The organism is Helicobacter mesocricetorum (assembly GCF_900198605.1).
Taxonomy (GTDB): domain Bacteria; phylum Campylobacterota; class Campylobacteria; order Campylobacterales; family Helicobacteraceae; genus Helicobacter_D; species Helicobacter_D mesocricetorum.
On the sequence record NZ_FZPJ01000056.1, the window covers coordinates 1,747 to 2,552 of the forward strand.

General features: G+C 37.6%; 1 protein-coding gene. It reads left to right on the top strand.

The features are described 5' to 3' along the window. Nucleotides 1-39: 39 nt before the first annotated feature. Nucleotides 40-806: methionyl-tRNA formyltransferase (locus tag C6H18_RS08950; RefSeq protein ID WP_104722764.1), on the top strand; the 767-nt coding region annotated here is incomplete at its 3' end.

Consider the following 806-nt stretch of genomic DNA (forward strand, 5'->3'; position numbering starts at 1 on the left):
GCCTTTTGTAAATACCCTCTTGCTGCATAGGAGGGTAGCGTGAAAAATAAATCACTCTCTTATATTTTTTTAGGGGCTACGCATTTTGGTCGCGAAATTTTAGAAAATTTGATTGAGCGTGGATATATCCCTAAAGCGATTTTTTCCATCCCTGAGACCTTTTGTATCTCTTATACTAAAGATAAAGTTAAAAATACAAATTTCTTTGATTTTTCAAAAATAGCAGAGGAATATAAAATCCCATTGTATTGGGTGCAAAGCCCGAATCAACCTCTTATTAGCTACAAAGAGCAAATCAAAGATATGCAAGCAAGTTTTATGCTTGTTGCGGGTTGGTATTATAAAATCCCTCATCAAATTTATTCTTTAAGCAAAATGGGGGCATTTGGTTTTCATAATTCACTTTTGCCAAAGTATGCCGGTGGTGCGCCATTGGTGTGGGCGATGATAAAGGGCGAGAGAGAAAGTGGCGTTACGCTTTTTAGAATGAATGAAAAAATGGATGGTGGAGAGATTATCTTACAAGAATCTTTTGAGATTGCCTTTAGTGATTCCATTGCTGAAGTGTTGCATAAAGCTACACAATGTGCGGTTGCTATGAGCATTAAGCTTTTTAGCACAGATTTTGATATTACTTTTACTCCCCAAAAGGGTATGCAAACCTACTATCCACAACGTAGCCCTGATGATGGAGAAATCGATCTTAGTTGGGATAGTCTAACACTTTATAATTTCATCCGCGCCCAAAGCTCTCCTTATCCCGGAGCTTTCATTAAAACAAGTGATGGCAAGAGATTGGTGATAGA